General features: G+C 58.2%; 26 protein-coding genes. 10 read left to right on the forward strand and 16 right to left on the reverse strand.

Going from position 1 to position 24,227, the window contains the following annotated elements:
• Nucleotides 1–175: 175 nt before the first annotated feature.
• Both BUQ90_RS04780 and BUQ90_RS04785 read left to right on the forward strand, forming a co-directional pair.
• The gene (locus BUQ90_RS04780) at nt 176–1,339 is read left to right on the forward strand and encodes an Acg family FMN-binding oxidoreductase (protein WP_074203951.1); all 1,164 of its coding nucleotides are present in this window, start codon (nt 176–178) and stop codon (nt 1,337–1,339) included.
• Nucleotides 1,340–1,348: 9 nt separating this feature from the next.
• Entirely contained in the window at nt 1,349–1,816 is a 468-nt protein-coding gene (locus tag BUQ90_RS04785; protein WP_084192489.1) for a MarR family winged helix-turn-helix transcriptional regulator, read from the forward strand.
• Nucleotides 1,817–1,838: 22 nt separating this feature from the next.
• Here BUQ90_RS04785 and BUQ90_RS04790 read toward each other — a convergent pair whose 3' ends face one another.
• The 8 genes from BUQ90_RS04790 to aroQ all read right to left on the reverse strand — a co-directional run bounded on the left by BUQ90_RS04790 (nt 1,839) and on the right by aroQ (nt 9,999).
• On the reverse strand, nt 1,839–3,671 hold the full coding sequence (locus tag BUQ90_RS04790) for a DUF885 domain-containing protein (protein WP_074203952.1): 1,833 nt from the start codon (nt 3,669–3,671) through the stop codon (nt 1,839–1,841).
• 115 nt (nt 3,672–3,786) lie between these two features.
• A complete protein-coding gene (locus tag BUQ90_RS04795; protein ID WP_074203953.1) occupies nt 3,787–4,488 on the reverse strand; it encodes a prolyl hydroxylase family protein in 702 nt (233 codons plus the stop codon).
• Nucleotides 4,489–4,498: 10 nt separating this feature from the next.
• Complete coding sequence (locus BUQ90_RS04800; RefSeq protein ID WP_074204885.1) at nt 4,499–5,767, reverse strand: metal-dependent hydrolase family protein; 1,269 nt, start codon at nt 5,765–5,767, stop codon at nt 4,499–4,501.
• Nucleotides 5,768–5,880: 113 nt separating this feature from the next.
• Nucleotides 5,881–6,912 (reverse strand): RcnB family protein, encoded by a 1,032-nt coding sequence (locus tag BUQ90_RS04805; RefSeq protein ID WP_143182721.1) that lies wholly within the window; start codon nt 6,910–6,912, stop codon nt 5,881–5,883.
• A 196-nt stretch (nt 6,913–7,108) separates the two neighbouring features.
• A complete protein-coding gene (locus BUQ90_RS04810; protein WP_074203954.1) occupies nt 7,109–7,594 on the reverse strand; it encodes a c-type cytochrome in 486 nt (161 codons plus the stop codon).
• A gap of 89 nt (nt 7,595–7,683) precedes the next feature.
• A complete protein-coding gene (gene accC / locus BUQ90_RS04815) occupies nt 7,684–9,033 on the reverse strand; it encodes an acetyl-CoA carboxylase biotin carboxylase subunit (RefSeq protein WP_074203955.1) in 1,350 nt (449 codons plus the stop codon).
• 13 nt (nt 9,034–9,046) lie between these two features.
• Entirely contained in the window at nt 9,047–9,508 is a 462-nt protein-coding gene (gene accB / locus BUQ90_RS04820; RefSeq protein WP_074204887.1) for an acetyl-CoA carboxylase biotin carboxyl carrier protein, read from the reverse strand.
• Nucleotides 9,509–9,558: 50 nt separating this feature from the next.
• Nucleotides 9,559–9,999: a type II 3-dehydroquinate dehydratase gene (aroQ, locus tag BUQ90_RS04825; protein WP_074203956.1), complete on the reverse strand. Its 441-nt coding sequence runs from the start codon at nt 9,997–9,999 to the stop codon at nt 9,559–9,561.
• 101 nt (nt 10,000–10,100) lie between these two features.
• Between aroQ and thiS the strand changes: the two genes are divergently transcribed.
• Nucleotides 10,101–11,093 carry a sulfur carrier protein ThiS gene (thiS, locus tag BUQ90_RS04830; protein ID WP_084192624.1) on the forward strand — a complete coding sequence of 331 codons (993 nt, stop codon included), beginning with the start codon at nt 10,101–10,103 and terminating at the stop codon, nt 11,091–11,093.
• Between the two features lie 643 nt (nt 11,094–11,736).
• Entirely contained in the window at nt 11,737–12,090 is a 354-nt protein-coding gene (locus BUQ90_RS04835) for a UrcA family protein (protein ID WP_074203958.1), read from the forward strand.
• A gap of 172 nt (nt 12,091–12,262) precedes the next feature.
• On the opposite strand, the gene BUQ90_RS04840 is transcribed toward BUQ90_RS04835, so the two are convergent.
• Both BUQ90_RS04840 and BUQ90_RS04845 read right to left on the reverse strand, forming a co-directional pair.
• Nucleotides 12,263–13,009: a LytR/AlgR family response regulator transcription factor gene (locus tag BUQ90_RS04840; RefSeq protein WP_074203959.1), complete on the reverse strand. Its 747-nt coding sequence runs from the start codon at nt 13,007–13,009 to the stop codon at nt 12,263–12,265.
• Nucleotides 13,006–14,139: a sensor histidine kinase gene (locus BUQ90_RS04845; protein WP_074203960.1), complete on the reverse strand. Its 1,134-nt coding sequence runs from the start codon at nt 14,137–14,139 to the stop codon at nt 13,006–13,008. The genes BUQ90_RS04840 and BUQ90_RS04845 overlap by 4 nt, the downstream gene beginning before the upstream one ends.
• A 244-nt stretch (nt 14,140–14,383) precedes the next feature.
• On the opposite strand from BUQ90_RS04845, the gene BUQ90_RS04850 reads away from it, so the two are divergent.
• Nucleotides 14,384–14,935: a hypothetical protein gene (locus BUQ90_RS04850; RefSeq protein WP_074203961.1), complete on the forward strand. Its 552-nt coding sequence runs from the start codon at nt 14,384–14,386 to the stop codon at nt 14,933–14,935.
• 30 nt (nt 14,936–14,965) lie between these two features.
• Here BUQ90_RS04850 and BUQ90_RS04855 read toward each other — a convergent pair whose 3' ends face one another.
• Nucleotides 14,966–15,871 carry a metal-dependent hydrolase gene (locus tag BUQ90_RS04855; RefSeq protein ID WP_084192490.1) on the reverse strand — a complete coding sequence of 302 codons (906 nt, stop codon included), beginning with the start codon at nt 15,869–15,871 and terminating at the stop codon, nt 14,966–14,968.
• Between the two features lie 70 nt (nt 15,872–15,941).
• On the opposite strand from BUQ90_RS04855, the gene BUQ90_RS04860 reads away from it, so the two are divergent.
• Entirely contained in the window at nt 15,942–16,559 is a 618-nt protein-coding gene (locus BUQ90_RS04860) for a TetR/AcrR family transcriptional regulator (protein WP_074203962.1), read from the forward strand.
• A gap of 12 nt (nt 16,560–16,571) precedes the next feature.
• On the opposite strand, the gene BUQ90_RS04865 is transcribed toward BUQ90_RS04860, so the two are convergent.
• The gene (locus BUQ90_RS04865; protein WP_074203963.1) at nt 16,572–16,997 is read right to left on the reverse strand and encodes a VOC family protein; all 426 of its coding nucleotides are present in this window, start codon (nt 16,995–16,997) and stop codon (nt 16,572–16,574) included.
• A complete protein-coding gene (locus BUQ90_RS04870) occupies nt 16,987–17,694 on the reverse strand; it encodes a hypothetical protein (RefSeq protein ID WP_074203964.1) in 708 nt (235 codons plus the stop codon). The genes BUQ90_RS04865 and BUQ90_RS04870 overlap by 11 nt, the downstream gene beginning before the upstream one ends.
• A gap of 124 nt (nt 17,695–17,818) precedes the next feature.
• On the opposite strand from BUQ90_RS04870, the gene lnt reads away from it, so the two are divergent.
• The 4 genes from lnt (at nt 17,819) to BUQ90_RS04890 (ending at nt 22,520) form a co-directional block, all read left to right on the forward strand.
• Nucleotides 17,819–19,372 carry an apolipoprotein N-acyltransferase gene (gene lnt / locus BUQ90_RS04875; protein WP_074204889.1) on the forward strand — a complete coding sequence of 518 codons (1,554 nt, stop codon included), beginning with the start codon at nt 17,819–17,821 and terminating at the stop codon, nt 19,370–19,372.
• Nucleotides 19,373–19,442: 70 nt separating this feature from the next.
• Nucleotides 19,443–20,654, forward strand: a complete 1,212-nt coding sequence (gene metK / locus BUQ90_RS04880) for a methionine adenosyltransferase (protein WP_074203965.1) — start codon at nt 19,443–19,445, stop codon at nt 20,652–20,654.
• 28 nt (nt 20,655–20,682) lie between these two features.
• Nucleotides 20,683–21,378: a tRNA (guanine(46)-N(7))-methyltransferase TrmB gene (gene trmB, locus BUQ90_RS04885; protein ID WP_074203966.1), complete on the forward strand. Its 696-nt coding sequence runs from the start codon at nt 20,683–20,685 to the stop codon at nt 21,376–21,378.
• A 179-nt stretch (nt 21,379–21,557) separates the two neighbouring features.
• Nucleotides 21,558–22,520: a metal-dependent hydrolase gene (locus BUQ90_RS04890; RefSeq protein WP_074203967.1), complete on the forward strand. Its 963-nt coding sequence runs from the start codon at nt 21,558–21,560 to the stop codon at nt 22,518–22,520.
• A gap of 3 nt (nt 22,521–22,523) precedes the next feature.
• On the opposite strand, the gene BUQ90_RS04895 is transcribed toward BUQ90_RS04890, so the two are convergent.
• The 3 genes from BUQ90_RS04895 to rplU form a co-directional block, all read right to left on the reverse strand.
• Complete coding sequence (locus BUQ90_RS04895; RefSeq protein WP_074203968.1) at nt 22,524–23,075, reverse strand: GNAT family N-acetyltransferase; 552 nt, start codon at nt 23,073–23,075, stop codon at nt 22,524–22,526.
• A 195-nt stretch (nt 23,076–23,270) separates the two neighbouring features.
• Nucleotides 23,271–23,540 carry a 50S ribosomal protein L27 gene (gene rpmA / locus BUQ90_RS04900; RefSeq protein ID WP_074203969.1) on the reverse strand — a complete coding sequence of 90 codons (270 nt, stop codon included), beginning with the start codon at nt 23,538–23,540 and terminating at the stop codon, nt 23,271–23,273.
• A 3-nt stretch (nt 23,541–23,543) separates the two neighbouring features.
• Nucleotides 23,544–24,089 carry a 50S ribosomal protein L21 gene (gene rplU, locus BUQ90_RS04905; RefSeq protein WP_074203970.1) on the reverse strand — a complete coding sequence of 182 codons (546 nt, stop codon included), beginning with the start codon at nt 24,087–24,089 and terminating at the stop codon, nt 23,544–23,546.
• Between the last annotated feature and the right edge of the window lie 138 nt (nt 24,090–24,227).

Genomic DNA, 24,227 nt, shown 5'->3' on the forward strand with positions numbered 1-24,227 from the left:
TATAGCGGAGACGGATATGCCGCCCCATCGTTAAGACGAATTGACTCAAACAGCGCCGGAACGGGCCGTGTTACGCCCCAAATTCCGGGATCTGGACAGATTGGACGCCCGATCCATTGACTTCCCTTTTCAGTATACATAGATATCTATATATTAGATTGCTTGGAGATTTGCGATGCCAACCAGAAGAAAAATCCTGATGACGGGCGGTGCGTCCCTGTTGCTTCTCGGGTCCGGTCTGGGCGGATATGTCGGGACCCGGTCGATTGCCCGGGCGCAGGAGCCGTGGCAGCGGGCCGGCCAGAGTTTTGGCGATCCGCGGCTTGATGCACTGGCCTATGCGATTCTCGCACCCAATCCGCACAATCGTCAGCCCTGGCTGGTGCGGCTGGAGGCAGAGGACAGTTTCAGCCTGTTTTGCGATCTCGACAAACGATTGCCGGAAACGGATCCGCCCAACCGCCAGATCACGATTGGCCTGGGCGCATTTCTTGAACTCTTCCGGCAGGCAGCAGCGGAGAAGGGGTTCCGGGCCGACATCACGCCATTTCCGGATGGAGAACCCCAGCCGGTGCTGGATGACCGTCCCGTCGCGCATGTCAGTCTCGTTGCTGATCCGGCGACCCGGCCCGACCCGCTCTTTGCAACAACGCTGGAGCGGCGCAGCATCAAGGAAGCCTATGCCGCGCGAGCAATCGATGATCAGACCTTGTCCCAATTGCTGGAACTGGCCGGGACCGGGAACGACGGGAGCGGACAGTCTTTCCTGACATCGGGTGAAAGCGAAATGGTGGACAGCCTGCGCAACCTGACCTGGCGGGCATGGCAAGTCGAATATGATGTGCCCCGTACACACAGGGAAAGTGTCGACCTGATGCGTATCGGAGCCGGGGAGATCAACGCCAGCCCGGACGGGATCGACATGAGCGGACCGATGATGGAAGCCATGTATCTGGGCGGGATCATCTCGCGGGAGAAGCTCTCGGAGAAAGGCAGCACTGTCTATAATAGCGGGATCGACATGTATCGCGAAATCCTCGAACAGACCCGCAATTATGGCTGGCTGGTTTCGGCGGGCAACAGCCGGACGGATCAGCTGATGTCCGGCATGAACTGGGTGCGGATCAATCAGGCCGCCACGAAGCTGGGTCTGGCAATGCATCCGGTCAGCCAGATCCTGCAGGAATTTCCCGAGATGGCGGATCTCTATCGCGAGTTTCATGCCCGGGTCGCCGTTGAAGAACCCGCCCGGGTGCAGGGACTGTTTCGCCTCGGATATGGTCCTGTAGCACCGCCTTCTCCCCGCTGGCCCTTGGAATCCCGACTCGTTGATGCTTAAAGCAGGTCGATGACAGATGCTCCCAAAGAGGCCGGGCTCCCCGGAGATCCGATTGAGTTCCAGGTGATGACCGAAATCGGTATCATCAATCAGCTGGCGGAGAATCTGTTCCGCAAATATCTGCCAAAGGACATGACAGCGGCACAATTCGGGGTGCTGAACCATTTGCTGCGCCTCGACCGGCAGGAGACGATCAGCGAACTGGCGCGCAACATGCAGGTCACCCAGCCAACCATGTCATCCACCGTCCGGAAACTGGAAGACCGGGGACTGGTCGAGCTGGTTCATGACCCAAAGGATCGCCGGGTCCGCCGGGTGCAGGTGACGGCCAGGGGCGCAGCCGCCCGTCAGGCCGCCGTGGCACAGGTTGCACCGGTGGCGGATCTGGTGCGGGACAAGATCCCGGCTTCGCTGTGGAGCGGACTATTGCCTGATCTGACGCGGGTACGGACTTTGCTCGACAATTTGCGGGACTGAAACCGCTCTGACGGGGTCAGCCCTATTTCGAAGCCGCGATCCAGTCGCTGATTTTCTTTTCGAGTACGGTCATCGGCAAGGCCCCCGTATTCAGCACCTGATCGTGGAACTCGCGCGGGTCGAATCTCGTGCCCAGTTCCGTCTCGGCCTGGTCCTTCAGGCGCTGGATGGTAAGTGCGCCGATCTTGTAAGCGAGCGCCTGTGACGGGATGGCAATATAGCGCTCGACTTCGGCGGTCGCGTCGGTTTCGCCCATGCTGCTGTTGTCGAGCATATATTTGATCGCCTTTTCCCGGCTCCAGCCCTTGCTGTGCAGGCCGGTGTCAACAACCAGCCGCATCGCGCGGAGCATTTCATCATCCAGATGGCCAAAGCGCTGATAGGGGTCATCATACAGGCCCATCGGGAAACCGAGTTTTTCGGAATACAGCGCCCAGCCTTCAACATAGGCGGTGTTGCCGCCGAAACGCATGAAATTGGGCAGAGCGGTATTTTCCTGTGCCAGTGATATCTGGAAATGGTGCCCTGGTGCGCCTTCGTGCAGATACAGGGTGGTCATGCCCGATGTGTTGCGGGACGGCAGGTCGTAGGCGTTGAAATAGAAGACACCGGCGCGGGAACCATCCGGCGTGCCGCTCTGATAAGAGCCACCAGCCTGAAACTTCTCGATCGACTTGTCATAGGGCCGGATTTCCAGCGGTGATTTCGGCAGCACCTTGAACTGTGTGCTGATCTTTTCGTCGACCTTCTTGCCGAGATCATAATATCCCTGAGTCAGCGCCTCACGCGATTCCGGATGGAATTTCGGATCAGTCCGGAAATGCTCAAAAAAGTCGGACAAGGTGCCGGAGAAGCCGACTTCGTCCTTGATCGCTTCCATCTCGGTCTTGATCCGGGCAACTTCTTTCAGACCGAGCTCATGGATTTCGCCAGCCTTGAGCGGCAAGGTCGTCGTGCCTTCGATCAGATAGTCATAATATAGCTCGCCGCCCTTCATCGCGTTGAGCCCGGTCTCAGTCCGGGCATAGGGCAGATATTCGTTCTTGAGAAAGTCGTGCATGCGCTGATTGCCGGCAAACAGCTTCTTCGTCATCTCCTCATATTCCGCCGTCAGCCGAGTCTTGTCTGCGTCGGAGAAGTCTTCCGGAAAATTGCGCACAGGACCCATGAACGGGGTTTTCTCCAGACCCAGTTCATTTTGGGTGGCCAGCTGTTCAATCACATTCTCGATCGTCAGCCGGGTTTCGAATACTCCGCTCTGGATGCCTTCACGAAATCGTTCGATCGCCCGGTCGCCAAGCAGGATATACCCTGCATGCCGTTTGAGGTTATTCTCGTAATCGGCCACGGTCTTGAACGGCGCACCACCCTTGCCGGATGCAAAATTCGGATAGAACGTGTGAAAGCCGCTGAAATGGTTGACCGGACGCGGATTGCTCAGCGCCAGAATCTCGTCGGAATAACCAATCAGCGCGCGCTTCTTGTTATATTCAAAAACGTCATAGGCGATCTTGTCGGTGGCACTCAGCTTGCTGCGATCAATCTTGCGCAGTTCGGCAAGCTCCTTCTCCTGTGCGGCCTTTTCGCCGGCAATATATTCATCGGTGATATAATCACCGAACTGATCGGCATAGCGCAGGTCTCCCCGGAAAATGCCGGAAATCGGATTGCGCTTCAGATTGTCTTCGTCGCTGGCCGTGAACAGGGCCTTCAGCTTTTCGCCTTCCGTCATCTCCTGGGCATTAGCCACGGTTTGATTAGACGTAGTCGCTGTTTCACGATTGTTGGATACACTGGCGCATCCAGTGACAATCAGGCTGGTCCCGGCGAGAAGAAGGAGTGATTTTCTGAGCATGGTCTGTTCCCGAATTTCTGACTGTTGTGGCTCGCTAACACGGTCTGGTTTCACCTGCAACGATCCCCGATGTTGTTGGTCGAAGCCTGTCGACCGTTGGTCATCGGGGAAAGGGCTAGTCGAACCAGCGGCCTTTCCAGCGATTGAAGCGGAACCACTTGGTGATGATATATTTTGTGCCCTTGATGACCGGCGTTCCCGCGTGGAGCGTATTCAGATTGGGCCGACCGTCCAGGCCCATATTGTTCCAGGTGAGCAGCATGCCCTTGCGCGGTTCGACCTGATATTCCAGCTGCGGGAAGGCGGTGGCCCCGCCTTCTTCCGGCTCGTTCAGATAGACCATGGCGGTCCAGGTGCGCTGTCCGCCATTGGTTGCCTCGAACTTCCAATAGGGCTCGCTCTCGTGGAAAAAATCGTGATGATCCTTGAATTCCTGTCCGGCCTTGTAGCGCTGCCCCTGCAGGATCTCGCTATGGGTGTTCGGCAAACCCATCAGATCGCAGATGGAGTCATCGATCCGCCGGATATCGGGATCAGCAATATCGACATTGCAGCTGTCACTGGTCCGATAGCCTTCCCGTTCGGTGCCCTTGTAGAGGTTTGACGGTTGGGAATTGGCCTCGATCATGTCGATCAGCATCGCACAATCGGAATCGGACAGAAAATTCTGATGCACGAAAAACTGGACATGCGGGCTCTCGAGCCATTGTACCTGGGGGTGGACGTTCAGCCGGTCCGCGACAGACCGGCCGAGCTCGGCCAGTTTTTTCGGATTGGCATATTTCAGGTTTTCCTGTTTCGAAAGCTGGCTGGTCATCAGGGCGTCTTCAGTCGATTGTCCGCCCCCGAACCATCACCCAGTGCACCGATTCCAGTCGGGTCACGTCTTCCAGCGGGTTGCCGGTGACGGCGATCATGTCGGCCGAGTACCCGGTGGCAATGCGCCCGATCCGGTTTTCCATTCCGAGCACTTTCGCTGCCAGGGTCGTCGCGCTGACCACCGCTTCCTGGTGGGTGAGACCGGCATTGACCATCAGCTGAAATTCCTCGGCATTGCGGCCATGGTCAAACACGCCCGCATCGGTGCCAAAGGCCACCGGGACGCCCATGTCGCGCGCCCGGGTTACGGCCTTGCCAACTTCCCCGAGCGTCATTCGGATCTTGTTCTCGACAACGGGCGTGTAAATCCCCTTGCCGAGCCCTTCACCCACGCCCTTGAAGGCCATCAACGTCGGGACGAGCACGGTACCATTGGATTTCATGACCCTGAGTGCGGCTTCGTCGGCAAATGTGCCATGGTCAATCGTGTCGATCCCCGCACGGGCGGCCGCTTCGATTCCCCGGGCCCCATGGGCATGCGCCATGACCTTCAGTCCGAGCGAATGGGCCGTGTCAGCAATGGACCGCATTTCCGCGTCAGAAAAATGTGCTTCCAGCCCGCGACCCTGCTGCGACAACACTCCGCCCGTGGCGGTGATCTTGATGATGTCGGATCCGGCGCGAGAGGCTTTGCGCACCTTTTCCGCACATTCCACCGGTCCGGTACAACTATAGCCGCTGGCCAGCTGATCGTTGATCGATTCGGTGAAGCCCGTCGTATCTCCGTGGCCACCGACGATGGCCAGTGCTGGCCCGGCCGCGATGATGCGCGGGCCGGCGATGGTACCTTCCGCAGTGCCCCGGCGCAGGGAGAAGGCTGTATATTGTGCGGATCCCGCTTCGCGAACGGTCGTGAATCCGGCCCTCGCCGTCAGCAGCGCATTTTTGGCACCAACCACCACGCCCCATTCCGTCGGTTCGGTGGCCTGTTTCCAGAAGTCTCCGCCAGGATCACCAGTCAGATGCACATGCAGGTCAATCAGTCCGGGCAATATGGTCTTGTCGGACAGGTCCACAATCTCGGCATCCGTAACATTGGTGCGGTCAATGCCGGAGGTGACCGAAACAATCTGGCCATCGCGCACACGGATCGTGGCCGGTCCGGTTGCCCCCTGTTCGGGATCGGCAATCAGATTGCCCGCGAGAATGACCTGATCCTGCGCCAGCGCCGCCGTCGACAGAGAAAGTGAAACCAGAAATGCAATCAGTCGAAACACATCATCCCCCAAAAAATTGATGGGATCGATTGTGCGACCAGCCGGCGATAGTTGCAATAGAAAAGACCCGCTGCCTTTCCGGGCAACGGGTCTTTCTGTGACGATTATGGGCTTCAGTAGAAGAAGTCGTAGATCACGTCGACCACACGGCCATCATAGGTGTCAATCAGGAGTACATCGTCATAGTAACGGATCCAGCGATATCCTCCATAGGCCGGTGGCAGCCGGTAGCGCCAGGGATCGTTGATCCAGTAGCGCGATCCGTAAAAGGCCGAGCCCAGATAGATCCCGATATTCCAGCGGCGATAATTGTGGCCGCGATAGGGCGCGTAATAGCGTCCGACCCGGTAGTAACCGCGGTTATATTTCCGGTACCGCTTCCAGTTATAGCGCCGGTCATTGCGCCAGCTGCGGTTCCACCGCCGGTAATCCCGGCGCGCTTCGCGATATCCCTGCCGATAGGCGCGGCGGTTGTCGCGATACCGGTCGCGGCGATCATTATAGCGTCGGTTATCCCGATACCGGTCCCGTCGTGCTTCGCGATAGCGACGATCAATACGGCCATCACGGTTGCGATCCACCCGGCGATCCACGCGGCCGTTATTGTTGCGGTCGAAACGGCGGTCAATGCGTCCGTCACGATTGCGGTCGAAACGCCGGTCTACCCGGCCATCGCGGTTGCGGTCACCGCGGGCGTTGGCACGACGTTGCGAACGGCGGTCAGCGCGGCGGTCCGCCTGACGGTATGCGCGGCGATCCCCGCGTCTTTCGGCTCGCCGATCCGCGGCGCGCCGAATATTCTGACGCTCGAGGCGCTCACCATGTGACAGGCGACGGCCCTCGTTCGCGCGACGATCCACGCGGTTGCCCTGGCGGTTTGCCCGGCGTTCACTCCTGTTGTCCTGACGGTTTGCGCGACGCTCGCTGCGATTGCCTTGCCGGTTGGCGCGGCGCTCACCGCGATTGCCCTGGCGATTGGCTCGTCGCTCGGAACGGCTGTCTCGCTGCAATGCCGCGCTGCCGGTCAGGTCCACTGCCAGCATGCTGGCACCGTTGTTGATCTTTGGTGCGATATCTGCGGCGGAAGCCGTTGCGGGCGTCAGCATGGTGGCCGCCATCAGGCCGGTAATGAAAAAAATACGCATGGCACTACTCCTTGTCCCGTTCCCGGATTCTGGTCCTTGTCCCCGTTCCGGTTTCTGGCGACTCCATTTGCCGCATCAGTGGCACAAGTCATAGTCTGTTAACCCTGTCAGTCTGCTGAACTGACCTGTTATGTTCAGGAAAGGTTGGAGTTATCTGAACGAAATAAGCCTATGAGCGGGAGATGGTCATATCTGATCAATCCCGTTTCTTGCGATAGGTGTCATGGCAGGTACTGCAGGTCTGGCGCACGACCGTCCATTGTGTCGCAAACCCCTCCTGGTCCCCGGCAGCTGCCAGTTCCGCCAATTTTGCGGTGCGTTCCTGATAGAGCTTTGCGGTGGCCAGAAAACCTTCGCGGTCATCCCACACGGCGGGCAGGGCGTTGGACCGGTCATTGACGGAACCTTCGGGAAACAGGCCGGGCATGGTCGTGGCCCAGCCGTTCAGGGTCCGGGCTGCAAAGGCTAGGCCTTTGACCTCACCGCCGCTTTTGATGACCCCGTTCATGCTGCCAAACAGCCCCGCGGACATCCAGAAGCCCGCCCGGCGGCCGGCCACCAGCTTGTCCGTTTCCATGGTTACGGCTTCTTCCGCCGCAGCCGGATCCGGTTCTTCGTTCGCCCAAGCGGCGGTTGCGGCAACTGACGCTGCCAAAACAAGCACCGGAATGTGATATGTCATGATTGTTTCCCCCAAAACCAAGTCCGGTCACAGGAGATCATAATAAAAACAAGGCCAACCGGTTTTCGGCGAACGTCGGCTGCGTTCGACTAACCGTCGTCCTGCTCGAGCCACTCTTCCAGCCATTTGATCGTATAGTCTCCCGACTGGAAGCCTTCGTCGTAGACAAGCTTCTGATGCAGCGGGATCGTGGTTTCGACGCCCTCGATGACAAATTCGTCCAGCGCCCTGGCGAGCCGCATCATGCAGCCATCCCGGGTGCGGCCATAGACGATGAGCTTGGCGATCATGCTGTCATAATAGGGCGGGATCGAATAACCGGCGTAAAGCCCGCTGTCGACGCGGACATGCATGCCGCCCGGCGGATGGTAGCCGGTCACCTTGCCCGGTGACGGTGCCCAGGTCTTGGGATTTTCGGCATTGATCCGGCATTCAATGGCATGGCCGGTAAACTCCAGTTCGTCCTGGCTGACCGACAGGTCCCGGCCATCGGCGATCCGGATCTGTTCGCGGACAAGATCAAATCCGGTGATCATCTCGGTCACCGGATGCTCGACCTGAAGCCGCGTGTTCATTTCGATAAAGTAGAATTCATCATTCTCGTACAGAAATTCGATCGTCCCGGCGCCGCGATAGCCCATGCCCTTCATCGCCTCGACGCAGACATCACCCATCCGCTTGCGCTGTTCGGCACTGATTACCGGGGATGGGGCCTCTTCCAGAACCTTCTGATGACGCCGCTGCAGCGAGCAATCCCGTTCGCCAAGATGAATGGCATTGCCGCGGCCATCGCCGAATACCTGAAACTCGATATGCCGGGGATCGCCGAGATATTTCTCGATATAGACCGTCGCATCGCCAAAGGCCGCCTTGGCCTCGGTCCCCGCCTGTTTCATCTGGGTCTCGAGTTCGGCCTCGCTATTGACCACTTTCATGCCGCGGCCACCGCCGCCGGATGCGGCCTTGATGATCACCGGATAGCCGACATCCTTCGCAACCTGTTTGGCAACTTCGAGTTCGCTGACTGCACCATCCGATCCTGGCACCAGCGGAATGCCGAGCTCGCCAGCGGTCTTTTTGGCTGCCACCTTGTCGCCCATGACCTTGATATGTTCGGGCTTGGGTCCGATCCACTTGATGTCATGCGCTTCGACCACTTCCGCGAAATGGGCGTTTTCGGAAAGGAAGCCATAGCCGGGATGGATCGCATCGGCATTGCTGATTTCGGCTGCCGAGATGATCGCGGGTATACTCAAGTAACTGTCCGTCGCTGGCGGCGGTCCGATACAAATGGCTTCATGTGCGAGGCGCACATGCATCGCGTCCTCATCCGCAGTGCTGTGCACGGCCACGGTTTCGATGCCCAGCTCACGGGCGGCGCGCAAAATGCGCAGCGCGATCTCTCCGCGATTGGCAATCAGGATCTTGTTGATGGTCATCCGCCGGCCTCTTCTAGGCTATCACGACGAGCGGCTGGTCAAATTCCACCGGCTGACCGTTTTCCACCAGGATGGATTTGACCGTTCCGGCGGATTCGGCGGCAATCGGGTTCATCACCTTCATCGCCTCCACAATCAGCAGCGTATCTCCGACGGCCACCTTGTCGCCGACACTGACAAAATCTGCAGCTCCCGGTTCAGGCGCCAGATAGGCCGTCCCGACCATCGGTGATTTCTGCGCGCCAGCATGATCTTCGGCCGCCGGTGCTTCTGCTGCTGCAGCAGGTGCAGACGCTGGTGCGGGAGCTGGGGCCGCTGCCGGTGCAGCAACCGGGGCAACTGGTGCGGTCATCATCGCGCCGCCACCGCGTGACACCTTGATCTTGCGATCGCCGTCCTCGACTTCGATTTCGCTCAGCCCGGCCTTGTCGAGTATGCCTGCAAGGTCCCGAACAAGCTTGATATCCACATTCATGCCTTCACCGGTATCTTTTTTAGCGGGCATTGGTTTTCCTTCTGCTGATATTAGAGTTGCGACGCAGCGTTGAGGGCCAGTTGATAGCCCAAAGCGCCAAAGCCGCAAATAGTTCCTTTTGCAACCGGAGAGATGAGGCTCTTGTGGCGAAACTCTTCGCGGGCTGCCGGATTGGACAGGTGCACTTCCAGAACCGGGGTTTCGATCGCCTTGACGGCATCATGGAGAGCAATGGATGTATGCGTCAGGGCACCGGCATTGAGGATGACGGCCTGCGCCGCATCCGCTGCGGCTTCCTGCAGCCAGTCGACCAGATGTCCCTCGTGATTGCTCTGCCGGATTTCAAGTTCGACATTGAGTGTCGCAGCCTGGTCTTCGAGTTGCCCGGCGATGTCGTCGAGCGTGGCGCTGCCGTAAATTTCCGGTTCTCTCATGCCCAGCAGATTCAGGTTCGGACCGTTCAGCACGAAGATGACAGGTTTGCTCGCCAAGATAATGTCCCCCCAAACGGCGCTTTCGGTTGCGGCTTCCGGTAGCTCTTTATATGGCTGCACTTGTAAAAGCGAGATCAAATCAGATGGAAACGACCCTGATGACCGAAATTAGCATAAAGTTGAATGGCGACGCCCGCCGCGCCGCGCAGGGGATGACGATTGCCGATCTGGTGCGCTCGCTGGACCTGGATCCGGAAAAGGTCGCCGTCGAGTGCAACCGGGAAATTGTGCCCCGCTCGACGCTGGCCGATGTCGCCCTAAATGAAGGCGATGAGCTGGAGATCGTGCATTTTGTCGGTGGTGGCGACCATGAAGGAGCCAGCAGCGATAGCTGGACCGTCGCCGGAAGGACATTCCAGTCCCGCCTGATTGTCGGAACCGGCAAGTACAAGGATTTCGAAGAAAATGCGGCCGCTGTTGAGGCATCGGGAGCGGAAATTGTCACCGTCGCCATTCGCCGGGTCAATGTGACCGATCGCAACCAGCCGGTGCTGATGGACTATATTGATCCCAAAAAGATCACCTATCTCCCCAATACGGCGGGCTGCTTCAATGCAGATGATGCGATCCGGACGTTGCGGCTGGCGCGCGAAGCCGGTGGCTGGGATCTGGTGAAGCTGGAAGTCCTCGGTGAAGCCAAAACCCTGTATCCCAATATGAAGGAAACACTGGAAGCGACCGAGGTGCTGGCGAAGGACGGGTTCAAGCCAATGGTCTATTGCGTCGATGATCCGATTGCGGCTCGTCAGCTCGAAGATGCGGGTGCGGTGGCAATCATGCCGCTAGGTGCACCGATCGGTTCGGGCCTGGGCATCCAGAATTCTGTGACGATCCGGTTGATCGTCGAAGGCGCCGGTGTGCCGGTGCTGGTCGATGCGGGCGTCGGTACGGCCAGCGATGCGGCCGTGGCAATGGAGCTGGGTTGTGATGGTGTGCTGATGAATACGGCGATTGCGGAGGCCAAGGAGCCCATCCGCATGGCTCGCGCGATGAAGCTTGCGGTCGAAGCCGGACGAGAGGCCTATCTGTCCGGCCGCATGGGACGGAGGATGTATGCTGATCCGTCCAGTCCGCTGTCCGGATTGATTTGATGGGGCGAGGGCGCAGGGGTCCCTATAGCCACAAATCGCTCATGATGAGCGGGGGCTTGGGATAATGGTGAGGTTTGAGTCTTTGTTTGACCTCAAGCGCCGGGCGGCGACATCCGTCGCCTTGGCTACGCGCCATAAGGCGCGGCGGCCGGTCGGCCTTGCCTCGCTGCGCTCGGTTCGGTGATCTTTCGATAGGGTGCCAATCCGACGCGTAGCGTCGGCAAGCGCGACTGCGCGCCCGAGCTACTGCGAGGAAAGCCAAGCGGGCGGATGCCCGCACCCGGCGCTTGAGGGTCTAAAAAAGAGAATCATCCACCCCATAAAAACGTACCATCTGTAACTATCTGAATAGTAACAAAAGTTACATTGTATCATTTTGATCGACGCCAAATTGTCGTTGGTCGAAGCTTTGTGCGGTTTGCCGAATGAAACGGCTGTTTATCGAAGTTGGAATGATCGCCCTGCTGGCTTCCCCTATCCAAGAATACGAGACGGGAGCAACAGAATAGACTTATCAGCCATTCCCCTGGCTTGCCAAGCAACCTGCTCCCGTTCTCACCCCCTTTCAGGGGGTTTCCCCCAGGCGGGAAAGTGTGGTGCCCCCGGTGCCTCGCCTTCCCGCAGAGTTTTAGAGGAGTGAGAAATGTTGAAAGCCGTATTTACCAAGGGTCTTGTAGCCGCAGCCGCCGTTGCCGTGACCGCCACCGGACTGTCCGCCACGGCCAATGCCCAGGAAAAGATCGTGCGCACCGCGATTGTCCATTATGATGATCTCGACCTGGCAAGCGCAGCCGGGCAGCAGACTTTGGAAGGACGCCTGAAAGGTGCCGTGAGGAAAGTGTGCGGAAGTTACCAGCGCGGCCAGCTCGCAGAGATACTGGACCACCAGAATTGCATGGCAGAAGCCAAGGCCTCGGCCACGCGTGCGAAGGTCACCATTATGGCCGCTGCAGCCAGTGGCGAGCCCGTGGAAACAGCGATGGTGATCAGCCGCTGAACTGATCGAAATCAAGAGCCGTGATCCCCAATAAGCGGCCTTATTTGGCCAAACCAACTAGAACCCCGGTGCCCTTACACCGGGGTTTTTATTTGTCTGCGATCGGAGAAACAATACAGGGGTCGAGCCCCAAACCTTTTTGGCCCGTTCGTGACTCCGGAAGGTTACGTGTTTAGCGGCCAGCCAGCTTTTTCGCTTCCGCCAGATGGGTGCGTCCAATCCGGATCTCGGTTCCGCATTTGAGGCAGGCCATCCAGATGCCGCCGCCATCATGGCGCAGGCCGCTGATCCAGTCCTTGCGGACCAGATGCGACCGGTGAAGCCGGACGAATTCATCCGGGTTCAATCGTTCTTCGAGACCGGAAATCGTCTGGTGCAGAAGGTAGCTGGCACTGCCGACATGGAGCCGCATATAGTCCCGTTCCGCTTCCACCCGATCGATTTCGGAGGCCGCGATGCGGCGCAATTCCGATTTGTACGGGACCCAGAATTCTTCTGCCCAGGGTGACTCTTCTTCCGCGGTACCGGATGTCACGGCCTTGCGTTCGCGCACACGTGAAACGGCGAGTGACAGGCGGTCGGACTCAACCGGCTTCAGGACATAGTCGATGGCGGCCACGCCAAATGCCTCGACGGCAAATTTGTCGAAGGCCGTAACAAAGATGATCGCCGGCGACTGACCGGTTTCCGACAGGCTTTTGGCGACTTCCAGCCCGTCCATGCCGGGCATGGCAATGTCGAGCAGCAACAGGTCCGGTTTCAACTGTTCGGCCAGTCTGATCGCTGCTTCACCGTCGCTCGCCGTCCCGACAAGATTGATGTCGGGCAGGCGGGCGCACAGCAGCTGCAACCGTTCGATGGCGAGCGGCTCGTCATCAACGATCAGCGTGTCCAGCGGTTTCGGAGCGTCTTCTGTCATGACGAAATATCCAATAGCAGCGGCATGGTCAGTTCGGCAACAAAACCACCGGATTCGGGACGAGTGATCACCAGCGCAGCATCGGAACCAAATCGCGTGTCCAGACGATCGCGCACATTGGCGAGTCCAATGCCGCTGGTTTCATGGGTTTTCCGTGCCGCCAGATTGGCATCCCCGTCATCAGCCACGGTCAGTTTGAGATAGTCGCCTTCGCTGCGCGCACTGATCGTGATGGTCACCGGGTGCTTGGAATGTGCCACCCCGTGCTTGATGGCATTCTCGACCAGCGGCTGAAGAATCAGACCTGGAACCAGAACGTCTTTCAGATCGTCCGGAATGTCGGTTTTGGTGTTCAGCCGTTTCGGAAAACGCACCGCCTCGATGTCGAGATAGAGATTTTGCAGATGGACCTCATCCGACAGGGGAACGTCTTCCAGCGGGTCACCGGACAGGCTGGTTCGATAGAAACGTGAAAGGTTCAGGATCATCTTCTCGGCTTCCGCTGGCTGGCTGCGCATGACCAGCGTGCTCAGGCTGTTCAGGGTATTGAACAGAAAGTGCGGATTGACCTGGTAGCGCAGCGACCGCAGCTCGGCATCCTGGGCCGCCTGGGCAAAGCGTGCCGCCTTGCGTTCAACCGTCCGCACTTCCGAAGCATAGCTCAGGGTCAGATAGAGCGAAGCCCAGCTGACAATGAAGAAAAACCGGGAAATGGCATCGGCCGCAATGCTTTTGAGCGCGAAATTCTCCTGCTCCATATATTTGCGCATTTCCTCGATATTCTTTTCATCGAAGAGACTTTCGGGATCATAGACATTGAACACGACATGATTGATCGCGGCGATCGCAACCGAACAGGGGATCGCACCGGCAAAAGCTGTGATGATGCGGGTCGAAAGCGGCCGGTCTTCGAACAGTCGGAGAAGCAGATAGAGAATATAGGTCAGGCCGATTCCCAAAATGGTCACGACCATGCGGCGTATTGCCATTTCTCCCTGCGCGGGCCAGTCGCCCATGGTCGCGCGGATGGTCAGGACAATGACGTAAAACAGCCAGAATCCGAGTATCGACAGGATCGCAACCTGCTGGCCCACCGAGGGCTTGTGTTTTCCGATGTCGAATTTTTTCATGAGTTGCCCAGTATCAGATATCCGGTTCAGCTTAGGATAAGATGGTATCAATTGTCTCTATCTGAATCGCACCCGGTCGAAACATGCTTGCCGTTGGTCGAAACAATCGAATGCCAGCGCGATATTTTCACCGTGCTGCCGGGGCTGGGGAGGAGTTGCCCACGTTTTCCCCGCCATGCTTAACGATATAATAACCATGTTTTGGTCAAGTGAAGTCGGTGGGAACAGACAGGGAGTCCCGACGATGACCAAAGAGACCAAACCCATACCCGGTGCGATGACACTGGCCGAAATGAAAGAATTTGCGAGCTTTGGCTCCGCTACCCAGCGCTATATTCGCCGGTCGCTGGACGTTGGTCTTGACCGGGCAGATGCCGTGGAAACCTGGTCTCGTGATGCTGTCGAAGAAGCCGGGATCAAGGTCCAGATGAAACTGTACCGGCGGATCGCAGATATTCGCAAGGCGGTACCACAGGATTGCGCAATCGATACGATCGAGGCGTTCATGCCGGCGCTGATCTCGCTTGCTGCCTATGACCTGGGGCAGGGCCGCATCAACAGTTTTCCCGCTTTCCGCTTTCTCTATGAGCGCCTGCTCGGGCCGGAAGTCCGGCCCTGGCTGCCTGGCGCGTTTTGTGCCGCTGCCTCGCTGCCGCACCTGCATCCGAAGACCCGCAAGGGGCTGTTGCAGTCGATCAGCGAAGCCGCCGCGACTGCGCCCGGCTGGTCAACCCGTGAGCCGAGCTTTTTCCCGGAATGGGTGGAAAAGGTGGACAGCAGCAAGGCTGCGCACTGAGCATCGAAAAAACAGCGTGAAAATTCAGCGCTATCGGTTTTCCGCCGGAGCCGGGTCGCGGATTGCCGCCGCATAGGCGCTCTCCGCCAGATCAATCAGATGCCGGTCATCTTCGTTCCACGGGTGAAATCCCGGCAGGAAGAACCTGATCCATGGAACGATGATCTTGCGCGCCACGCCCGGCCTGAACAGCAGGAACGAGAGCAGTTTCAGCTTCACTTTCGGGCCTGAAAAGCCATCCTGTGCGAGAAGATCAAGCGTATCCCGATAGCGATTCGTCCAGAAATTGCGGGTGATGATCAGCATCATCAATGATTTCACTTTCCAGCGCTGCCAGCGGCTCCAGCCGCGTGTGGCATAGAGCCAGGTATCATAGGCAACACCTTTGTGCTCGATCTCCTCGAGCGCGTGCCAGCGCCACAATTCAGCGGTTTCGGGGTCGGCATTGTCGAAATGCTGCGGATTGGCGATGAATTGCTGGGCCATGATCGCGGTAAAATGTTCCAGTATCATGGTTGCGGCGAGATTGGCGATTTGCGGACGGCCCCTGGTCATTTCCAGCGACTCGGTAATCCGCTGTTCGATCCGGCTGGTGTCATATCCGCTTTGTTCTACCCGTCGGTTCAGCGCCACATGTTCACGGCTGTGAATGACTTCCTGCTGGACGAAGGCCCGGATTTCCTGCTGCAGCTTTTCGGGTGTCATGTCGCGAAAGGCTTTGACGCTCTCGACAAAAAATGCCTCACCGCGCGGAAATGTCAGGGACAGGGCGTTGTAGAATGATGTTGCAACGGGATCATCGCCCAGCCACCAGCGGCCCGGCTGATGACCGGCTTCCCGCCCAAACCGGCGATCCCGCGGTGTGATCTTGTGATCTTTGGGTGTTGGTGTGACAATCGTTTCCGGTTGAGCTTTTACTTTGCTATGCATATTCATGATCGGGCTTATCCATTCTGATCAACAGGCATCCATATTTACATCAATGACAATAAGGTTACTTACATAAATGTCAATAGCGAAGAGACGTCTGTCCCCCGAAGAAAGCCGCAGCATGGCACTCGCCGCTGCGCGCGACCTTCTGATTGAAGCCGGACCGCAGGCGGTAACGCTCAAGGCTGTCGCTTCGCGTATCGGGCGGACGCATGCGAATCTGCTGCATCATTTCGGATCCGCATCAGGCTTGCAGAAATCACTGGCGCAATATCTGACCGACCAGGTCTGTGGATCGATTGCACAGGCGGTTCTCAAGTCCCGAACCGGAGAAGGATCGGTACGGGATATTGTTGATCTGACCTTTGATGCGTTCGACAAGCAAGGCGCGGGTGCATTGTCATCGTGGATGCTGTTGACCGGCAACGAAGATGCGCTGGATCCGATTGTCGATGCGATTCACGAACTGGTCGATGATATTGCCGAGGGCGGGCATGAAGATCGCGAAATGCACGAAGATACGCTTTCTCTGGTCCTCATGGCTCTGGGTGATGCGCTGATCGGAGAACGGTTGTCCGGTTCGCTGGGCCTCAAGCGGGATGCCGCCCGGGATATTGCAGAGCAACAGCTGGAAGCAGCCCTCGAACGCTGGCGGAAAGACCATCCCGATGCGGAGTGTCAGACGGCGAACTAGACCGCCCGCAAACTAGACCGCAAAAAGCTGGCTATCGTCGGCAAAGGCCTTGAATTCGAGGGCATTGCCACTTGGATCCTGAAAAAACATCGTGGCCTGCTCCCCTGTTTCACCTTTGAAACGCACGGTTGGCGGAATGACAAAATCCACATTTTGCTCGGCCAGCCGGTCGGCCAGCTTTTGCCAGTCCGTCCTGGTCAGAACGACGCCAAAATGCGGCACCGGCACATTCTCTCCGTCCACGGGATTGGTCATTCTTCCGGAAGGACCTTCGGGATTCAGGTGGGTGACGATCTGATGTCCGAACAGATCGAAATCGATCCAGCTGTCACTGCTCCGGCCTTCGGCGCAACCCATCAGATCCCCGTAAAAGGCGCGGGCCGCGTCCAGATCGTTAACCGGAAAGGCGAGGTGGAAGGGGCGCAATTCAGTGTTCATATTTCTTGTCCTTCGGGTCTGGCGCGGCAAGCGCGAAACAATGGTCATAGTCGAGATCCGGTGCTGCCCGCAGGCCCTTGCGGCTTTCGTCGCGCGCGCGCATTTCTTCCCGGGCCCGGGTCAGGATGATATCGCTTTCATTGCCGCTATATCCCTGGGCCTTGAGTTTTTCCCGCGCCCGGCTGTCGAGGACAAAGGCGAGGGTCTTGAGATCCTGCGCCGTCCTGGACAATTTCTCTCGTGCATAGACCTGTTCATAGGCCAGCTGCAGCATTGCCGCGCACTGGTTCAGTGTGGGTTTGGGTCGCGGCGGAACCACGGCATCGAGCAGGGGCAGGCAAATGGCCATCTGATCCCGGACAAGTTCCGCGGGCGCTCCGGTATCTTTGACCCGTGCCTGATGCGCGGCCACCGCGGCCAGAATGTCTTCGCGGACCTGTTCCTGGGTTTTGCCGGTCTCTGCCATGATCCGGACTCCGGTCAGTCCGGCATATTCGGCGCCCCGGTCCGCAAGCAGCGGATAATCCAGGTCGGTTGAGATGCCGGTTTCCTGTTCCGATGCGACAATTGCCAAAATGGCCACACAGGAAAGGTCCCGCCGTTGTTCCGCTGACAGGGGAGCCGGCACAGCGGGTGTTTCCGGGCTCGCAGCAGCCGGCTGCGCGAGCGCCAGCGCGATCAGGGAGAATACAGACATGGGGTGCTTATACCGGGAAATTCCCCAATGCGGCAATGATCAAATCCTGTCCGCAATCTCCGAGTTTTGTCTCAGCGTGCATTTAACATTTGAACCTGATGGGCGAACGCGGCACAAGCTGCCGGTGTCCTCCGTTCGTGCCCTTTTGCAACGCCGACCCTATTGGCTGTCCCTGTTGGCCGGCGGCCTGTCCGCGACAGGATTCGCCCCGCTTGACCTGTGGCCGGTCACCTTGCTGTGCCTTGCCCTCTGGATGGCGGTCGTTCTTCAGGCGGATTCGCGACGAACCGCTGCCTTGTCCGGCTGGTTATTTGGTGTTGGTCATTTTGTGGTCGGCCTCAACTGGATTGCGCGGGCGTTCACCTATCAATCGGCGATGCCCGAGTGGCTCGGCTATTTTGCGGTGGTTGCCCTGTCCCTCTACCTCGCGGTCTATCCGGCGCTGACAGCGCTGGGCGCCTGGTGGCTGGGCAAAAAGCATCCGGTGGCCCTGATGCTGGCATTTGCCGGATTCTGGATTTTCACCGAATGGCTGCGCAGCTGGGTGTTCAGCGGGTTTATCTGGAATCCGCTGGGCAGTGTCCTGCTGCCGCTGGGCCAGTTGCCATTCCTGACAAAATATGTGGGCAGCTACGGTCTGTCGGCCATCGCAGTGATTGCAGCGGCTGCCCTCCTGCTCGCCTTCCGCAGCCAGTGGAAACTGGCCTTGCCGACGGCACTGGTGCTTGCCGTGCCTTCGGTGATTACAAAGGACAGTGTGTTCTATACACCAGGACCGCCCGCTGACCGGCCTGACATCATTGTCGTGCAACCGAATATTGGCCAGCAGGACAAGTGGCAGGCGGGATATGAAGCAGAAAACCTGCGCAAGCTGGCGTCGCTAACCGTCCGGGAAGATGATCGTCCACGGCTCCTGTTCTGGCCGGAGGCGGCGATCCCCGACTATCTCGAAGATGGCTACCCCCGGCGCTATTATCGCCATCGTCCCGAATTTGTCCGGCAACAACTGGCCAGTCTGATGAAACCAGGTGACATGCTGTTGCTGGGTGGACTGAAACTGGAATTTGACGAAGCCGGTGAGCGGGCCATAGGCGCCCGCAACAGCGTATTTGCAATGGATGCGACGGGTGAACTCACCGGACGTTATGACAAGAATCATCTTGTACCTTACGGGGAATATCTGCCGATGCGTCCGGTGCTGACCGCCATCGGGTTGTCCCGACTGGTTCCCGGCGATTTCGATTTTTGGCCGGGTCCCGGGCCACAGACACTGGATCTGGGGGAGTTTGGCAAGGCGGGATTGCAGATCTGCTACGAGATTATTTTCTCTGGCCGGGTTGTCGATCAGTCCAGCCGTCCGGATTTCATTTTCAATCCCTCCAATGATGCCTGGTTTGGAGACTGGGGCCCGCCGCAGCATCTCGCGCAAGCGCGGTTGCGCGCGATTGAGGAAGGTCTGCCAGTGATCCGGTCGACACCCACCGGAATTTCCGCGGTGATTAATGCCAATGGTATTGTTGAGCATCAGGTGGCGATGGGTGTAGCCGGCAAAATCGATGCTCCTCTGCCATCCTCTGCCAGGCCAACGCTGTTTTCCCGTCATGGCAATATTCTCGCTTTGGGACTGGCTCTGTTCTTGCTGATTTGTGCCATTGCCATCCGCAGGGCAGGACGTTAAAGGGCATATAAACCTTTCTTTATGTCTTGAACGCTGAATATCTCATCAGCAAAATCACAGGATCTTCCCCATGCGCTCTGAATTTATCTTCACGTCCGAATCTGTTTCCGAAGGTCATCCGGACAAGGTTTCTGACCAGATTTCCGACGCGATTGTTGATCTGTTTCTGTCAAAGGATCCGGAGGCGCGGGTCGCATGTGAGACGCTGACAACGACGGACCGGGTGGTACTCGCCGGCGAAGTGCGGGGCCAGGGCATGATTGATACCGAAGGCAACTGGGCCGAAGGTGCGCTGGAGGAAATCGAAAAGGCTGCGCGTGATACGGTGCGCAAAATCGGCTATGAGCAGGACGGTTTCCACTGGGAGACGCTGACCTTCGAAAATCATCTCCATCCCCAGTCGGCCCATATCGCGCAGGGCGTGGACGAAAGCGGGAACAAGGATGAAGGCGCCGGTGATCAGGGCATCATGTTCGGCTATGCCAGTGACGAGACACCGGATCTGATGCCGGCGACGTTACAATATTCGCACCAGATCCTGCGCCAGATGGCTGAAGACAGGCATAGCGGAAAAGCGCCGTTCCTGGAGCCGGACAGCAAAAGTCAGGTGACTCTGCGCTATGTCAATGAAGTGCCGGTCGAAGCCACGGCGCTGGTTGTCTCCACCCAGCATGCCCCCGGATATTACAAGGACAGCGACAATCCGGCACTTTACGAAGAATTGCGGGACTATGTGATGGGCGTGTTTCACTCGGTTCTGCCCGAAGGGTTCATTACGGAGAACACCGTGATTCATGTCAACCCGACCGGACGTTTCGAAATTGGCGGTCCGGACGGCGATGCCGGCCTGACCGGACGCAAGATCATTGTCGACACCTATGGCGGCGCGAGCCCGCATGGCGGCGGCGCATTTTCGGGCAAGGATCCGACCAAGGTGGATCGGTCGGCTGCCTATATCACCCGGTATCTGGCGAAGAATGTCGTCGCGGCCGGCCTCGCCAAACGCTGCGCAATCCAGCTCTCCTATGCCATCGGCGTAGCCGAGCCGCTGTCGATCAATGTCGACCTGCATGGCACCGGTACGGTCGATGAAGCCAAACTGGAAGAGGTCCTGCCCAAACTGGTACGCCTGACGCCAAAGGGTATCCGGACCCATCTGGGCCTCAACAAGCCGATCTATGGTCCGACTGCGGCTTACGGGCATTTTGGCCGGACTGCCGAGGGTGATCTGTTTACCTGGGAAAAAACCGATCTGGTGGACCAGCTGAAAGCGGCTTTCTAAGCTCAGCGAGCGGTGTTAGGGCCGCGCAATGACCGGTAAAAAGCGATCAGATCCGACACAGATTCGGCGCCTTTATGGCCGCCGCCAGGGGCATGCCTTGCGCGGCGCGCAGATCGAGCTGGTCGAAAAGCTGCTGCCCCAGATCAGCGTACCGGAAGAAGGTTCGGTGACTTCTGCCTCGCTTTTCGGTGACGACCGGCCGCTGCATTTCGAAATCGGATTCGGCGCCGGAGAGCATATGGCAATGCGTGCGGACATGCTGCCCGATCATGGCTTTATCGGTTGCGAACCCTATCTCAATGGCATGGTTGGAGCCTTGCAGCATATCCGCGACGGCGTGCTGCCCAATATCCGGCTGCACATGGGCAATGCGCTCGATGTGCTGGAACGTATCCCTGATGGCAGCCTGAGCTTCGTTTATCTGCTCCATCCGGATCCATGGCCCAAGGCGCGGCATGCGAAACGGCGATTCATGAATGACGGTCCGGTTGACCTGATTGCGGCCAAGCTGAAACCAGGTGGCGAATTTCGGTTCGGGACCGATCATCCGGTCTATCTGGAATGGGCGATGATGATCATGAGCCGGCGCCGCGAATTTGACTGGCTTTGCTCCAGTCCCAAAGACTGGATGATCCGGCCCGGCGGCTGGCCGGAAACCCGCTATGAAGCAAAGGCCCGCCAAAAAGGGCACGAAGTCTGGTATTTTCGCTATCGGCGCCGGTAGGAGCCGAAACAGCAACAACCGGGTACCGGCAGACAGCATCAATCGCCGATAAACCCAAAATGGTCGGGTTTTCTGCCCTTTTCCAGCTGGCCATCAGCTTTTTGTTAACTCTCCTCCTGTAGACATCGATTAACCAGTAATCTCTTGCGTTTAAACGCTTTTGGAGGACCGCAACACTAATGGACAAGGCTCCATCTCTCCCTGATTCCGCCGTTCCGGCTGCCTCGGTCGCAGGAAGTGCGACTCCGGACGACCTCAATATCCAGTCGCGTAACCGGCATTTTGCCAGTGCGCCGATGGAGAATCGCTACTGGGCTGGTGGTGATCCCTACGGGACGGCCTTTTTCAACGCGCTGTCGGTGACATTTCCCAAAGGGGAAACCTTCTTCATTGAGGTCCTCAAGCAATATCGCAAGGATGCACCGGAAAAACTGGCGCATGAAATCGGCGCCTTCATTCGCCAGGAAGCGGTTCACAGCCGCGAGCATGCCTTTTTCAACCGTCATGTCGAAGCCGCAGGCTATGACATATCGCGGCTGGAAGCCACGCTCGCCGGCGTGCTGGACGGCATTCGGGAAATGCCGCCCATCTATCACCTCGCGGCGACGATGTGCCTCGAGCATATGACCGCCATTCTTGCCGCGGAATTCATCAAGAATCCGTCCTATTTTGCCGAAGCCGACGAAGACCAGCGGAACATGTGGCTGTGGCATGCGTCCGAGGAAATCGAGCACAAGGGCGTTGCCTATGACACCTGGCTGCATGAAACCCGGGACTGGAGCCGCTGGAAGCGCTGGACGGTAAAGTCGGTGTTCATGGCGCGTATTTCCGTCGGATTTGCCAAGAATCGGGCCAGGGGCATGCTCGACCTGCTGCGGCAGGACGGCATTTCAGGCCCCCGTGCGATGGCAGGCCTGGCCCGCTATGCGCTTCTGTCTCCCGGACCTTTCCGGCGGACCATCGGTACCTGGTTCCAGTTCTTCCTGCCCGGCTTCCATCCCTGGAATATCGATGATCGCGATCTCGTCCAGCTGGCCGAAAGCGAATATGAGGCTGCCGTCATGGATCAACATGGCGGCGAAGAAACGGTCTCCGACATGCCGGAACCCAGGCGCGCCGGAAAGCTGCCCAAAGTCGCCTGAACCTCAGGCCGCGAGTTGTCGCATGCCGTCCTGGTCGTCATCCGCGCACAGGCGGACCTCATATTCGATCGCGTCGACCTTGCACCCGCGCCCCTTTGCAAAGCGGCGGGTTATCTCTCCGGTCGGACGGAAGCCCAGTTTTTTCAATACTTTGCCCGAAGCCGGGTTGTCGACATAGTGCGCGGCCTTCAGCGAACACAGGCCGACGGATGAGGCCGCCTCCATTGCGGCGCGCCCCGCTTCCGTTGCATAGCCCAGCCCCCAGTGTTGCCGCGAGATCCAGTAGCCGAATTCCGGGGACCCGTCATCATCGGGGCTGACTCCGATCGAACCGACCAGTTGCGGTGCTCCGGCCGTGCGCCGGAAGATCAGAAAGTCGGGGATGTGGGCGGGACGGGGCCGGTTCAGAAATTCCCGCGCATCCTTTGCCGCATAGGGCCAGGGGGCCCGGCCCAGATTGCGGACAATCGCTTCGTCATTGATCGCGTCATACAGCGCGGGTGCATCTTCCGGCCAGCCGGGCCGCAATAACAGTCTTTCGGTTCTGGCAAACATCGGGACTCTCCAAATTCCATGTCAATCGTCCCCGTTCGATGACCCGCCATTAACCGGGCGGGATGACAAATCGGTGACCTTTTCGGCAGGGAGAGACAAAAAAAGGGAGAGGGGTGACCCTCTCCCTGAAATCTGGTGTTCCTTCTGGAACATCCGGGTCATCCCTCGAAGGACAACCCGTTATCGATTGTCCGGTTATTCGGCGGCTTCCGCCATGGCATCGACCGACACATATTTGCGGCCGAGCTTGCCCTTGTGGAAGGACACCTTGCCATCGACGAGCGCAAAAAGAGTGTGGTCCTTGCCCATACCCACATTGCGACCCGGATGGGTCTTTGTGCCGCGCTGGCGCACGATAATATTGCCGGCCACAACAGCTTCGCTGCCATATTTCTTTACGCCAAGACGGCGGCCTTCTGAATCACGGCCGTTGCGGGAGGAACCGCCTGCTTTCTTATGTGCCATGGTTTAGTCTTCCTTCTTGGCAGCGGTTTTCTTGGCCGCTGGCTTTTTCGCCGAAGCCTTTTTGGCTGCAGCTGGTTTGGCTTCGGTTTTCGCTGCGGCTTTCTTGGCAGGTGCCTTTTTCGCCGGAGCTTTTTTGGCCGGAGCCTTCTTCTCGGTTGCTTTCTTCGCAGGAGCAGCCTTTTTCTCTGCAGCCGGCTTGTCAGCGGCAGGTGCAGCTTCCTTCTTCGCAGCGGCCTTTTTCGCCGGCGCCTTGCCGCCAATCGCATTGATCTTCAGCACGGTGTGCTGCTGGCGATGGCCGTTTTTGCGGCGATAATTGTGCCGGCGGCGTTTCTTGAAGACGATGACCTTCTCGCCCTTTTCCTGCGCAACGATTTCCGCCGCGACTTTCAGGCCCTTGACGTCTTTCATTTCGCCACCGTCACCGGCCAGCAGAACATCATCCAGAGTCACCGAATCACCCGCTTCACCGGCAAGTTTTTCGACAGCGATTATATCTCCAGCAGTAACGCGATATTGCTTACCGCCGGTGCGCACTATTGCGAACATGGCATTGTTTCCGTTTCAATCTTGTGGTTCCAGCGCACGAGCACAGAAACGCGAGTCTCTCGGCTCACGCTGGAAAGAGTGCGCAGCTAACCGATGGTGGGCGCGCTGTCAACCTGCACGGCTCGATTTTTCGCCGAT

Origin of the sequence: Parasphingorhabdus marina DSM 22363, from assembly GCF_900128895.1 — a bacterium.
GTDB lineage: Bacteria > Pseudomonadota > Alphaproteobacteria > Sphingomonadales > Sphingomonadaceae > Parasphingorhabdus > Parasphingorhabdus marina.